Below are 2,564 nucleotides of genomic sequence, written 5' to 3' on the forward strand. Positions count from 1 at the left end.
TGTCAATGGCCTTGAAGTGCTCCCCGTAGGCGGCCAGGGTTTCGCCCCACTGGCGGCCTGCGAGATCTCCCCAACGGCGGCCAGTTATCTCCCCGCCGTGGTGAGTGCTGTGATCAGCTGAAGGGCTTCACTCCTTGTCCGGAGGTGGCCTGGGTGAGCCGAAAGCTGTCACCCTGGGTGACAACGATGTGGGCGTGGTGCATGAGCCGGTCGACGGTCGCGGTGGCGAGTGTTTTCGGCATGATCTCGTCGAATCCCGAGGGGTGGAGGTTGCTGCTGACCGCGAGGGCGCGTCGCTCGTAGGCGGCGTCGACCAGGCGGTAGAAGCCCTCGGCGGCGTCCGGAGACACGGGCAGCAGGCCAATGTCGTCGACGATGATCAAGTCGGAGCGGATCACCCGGGTCAGGGCCTTGGCGATGGAATCGTCGGCCCGGTGGCGGCGGACGAGGGCGCCAAGGTCTTCGATGGAGAACCAGGCGACGGCCAGCCCGGCCTCGACCGCGGCCTGTCCCAGGGCCTCGCACCAGTGGCTTTTCCCGGTTCCCGAGGGTCCAACTACGCAGAGATTTTCCCTGCGTTGGACCCATTCGAGGGTCTTGATGGAGTCCTGGGTGGCGCGGGGTATCGAGGACGCCTGCTCGTCCCAGTCGCCGAACGTCTTGCCCGCCGGGAAGCCGGCCCGCTTGCGCCGGGTGTGCAGATTTGCGCGGTCTCGGCCGGCCGCTTCCTCGGAAAGCAGGACGCGTACGACTTCTGCGGGGTCCCACCTCTGGGCCTTCGCGGTGGGGATCACATCGGTCAACGCCTTGCGGATGTGCGGGAGTTTGAGCCGCTTGGTCAACTCGATGGCCTCGGCGAGCTGGTCGCCGCTGGAGCCGGAAACGGTGCGGAGTGGGGTGGCCATCAGAGCGTGTCACCTTCGTCATCGATCTCAAGCGGGGCGGTGGTGCCGAAGCGGGACCAGGCGGAGGTGCCGGGCTGCAGGCTGTGGGTCTCGCTGGCGCGGGTGACCTCGACGCTCTCCAGGCCGACCTGGTAGTCGAGGATGGAGATCAGGTCCTTCTCGGCGAACCGGCCGGTGACTGCAGCGGTGCCCAGCGCCCGGTCGACCTCGGCGGCGGAGTAGAGCTTGGAGAAGGCGACGGCCTCGGCCATCTTCGCCTTGACCTTGCGGGTGCCGGCGGTCGCGGCCTCGACCAGCCAGGCACCGGCGCCGGGGCCGAGCATCAAGAACGCGGCCTCCTCGGCGCTGGTCGCCTTCGGGGTGCGGTCGCCTTCCTTGTTCTCGCGCGGCGGGTAGTGCGCGTCGTCAAGGACGGGGGTGCCGGCCGATCCGCGTTCGTGGCGGGCCACCTCGCGGGCATGGCCGTCCGCCGGGTCGACGGCCGTGACGATCACTTCGTCGCCGTGGAATCGGGCCCAGACCCGGGTGTCGATCAGCTCGTGCGGAACCGAGTAGCGGACGGCCTCGACGGAGATCGTGGAGTCCCAGCAGACCCGCCGGGTGGTGCCGAACGCGACGGTGAAGGGCTGCTTGGGCAGCGGGTGCAGGCGGGTTCGTTCCTCGGCGAGCATCTCGATGGGCCGCCGTTTCGTCTCGCGGTGGACCCGGTTGTTGACCTCCTCGCAGAAGGTGCGGCAGGCCGACTCCAGGGCGGCGAAGTTGCGGTATTCCTCAAGGAGGTTGACGTCCTTGGGAACCAGGTCGGCCTTGGCTATGCGAACGGTCGCCTCGCTGCCGCCCTTGGTTTCCGGGTCCGCCGGCAGGCAGGTGCGGATCGTCATGCCGTAGTGGCGGGCGACCTCGACGATCTCGGGGTTGCGGACCGCGATCCCGGCGATGTGGTCGGTGGTGACCGTCTTCTCGTTGTCGGTCAGCGCATAGGCCGGGACCCCGCCGATCCGCCGCAACGTGGCGTCCAGACACGCGGTGATCGTCGGCAGCGTCTTGTCCCAGACCGGAATCACCACGCGGAAACGCGACCAGGCCACCCACGCACACCACAAAGAAGTACGGCGTCCGCCGATCTGCGGACCCTCGCCCCAATCCCATTGCAGCCACAGCCCCGGCTCAGTGATCCACGGCCTATAGACACGCCGCTGACCTGCCCTGAACTGGGCTTTTGCCTCCGCGACCGTGCGGCGGGTAGTGCGTTCCCCACCCGTGAAGCCCATCGCGGTGATCCGTTTGTGGACCACGTCCGCGCGGATCCGCCCGTTCGAGCGGACCACCAGCTCTTCGATCTTCGGCAGGAAAACATCGATGGCCCGGTCCCGGTGCCGACGGGCGTCGGGGTGCTGTCCGGCAGCCCGCATCTTCACATATCGGGCCACCGTGTGGTGATCGCACCCGGCGAGCTCAGCCGCCGAACGGTAACTGCCCGTGAGGTCGTACGCCTCAAGGATTTCCATGATCTCCCTGCTGTTCTTCACCCGCTCGAGCTTCGCCGACCGGATACGTCTGGGGCGAGCGGGGAGATATCTGGCCATCCGCGGGGAAACCGCTGGCCATCAGTGGGGCCGTAAATGGCCGCCTATGGGGAGTATGCCGAGGCCACGGTCA

The 2,564-nt window shown here is 67.8% G+C and carries 2 protein-coding genes; both read right to left on the minus strand.

Annotation, left to right across the window (positions count from 1 at the left end):
- Window positions 1-113: 113 nt before the first annotated feature.
- Entirely contained in the window at window positions 114-905 is a 792-nt protein-coding gene (gene istB / locus ACFYR3_RS45655) for an IS21-like element helper ATPase IstB (RefSeq protein WP_382551209.1), read from the minus strand.
- Complete coding sequence (gene istA, locus ACFYR3_RS45660) at window positions 905-2,434, minus strand: IS21 family transposase (RefSeq protein WP_389288339.1); 1,530 nt, start codon at window positions 2,432-2,434, stop codon at window positions 905-907. The genes istB and istA overlap by 1 nt, the downstream gene beginning before the upstream one ends.
- Between the last annotated feature and the right edge of the window lie 130 nt (window positions 2,435-2,564).

The organism is Streptomyces sp. NPDC005784, from assembly GCF_042871525.1.
In the GTDB taxonomy this organism is placed as follows: Bacteria; Actinomycetota; Actinomycetes; order Streptomycetales; family Streptomycetaceae; genus Streptomyces.

Excerpts from the sequence above, each read along its gene's own strand:
- istB (WP_382551209.1), bottom strand. The coding sequence starts at position 905 with ATGGCCACCCCACTCCGCACCGTTTCCGGCTCCAGCGGCGACCAGCTC.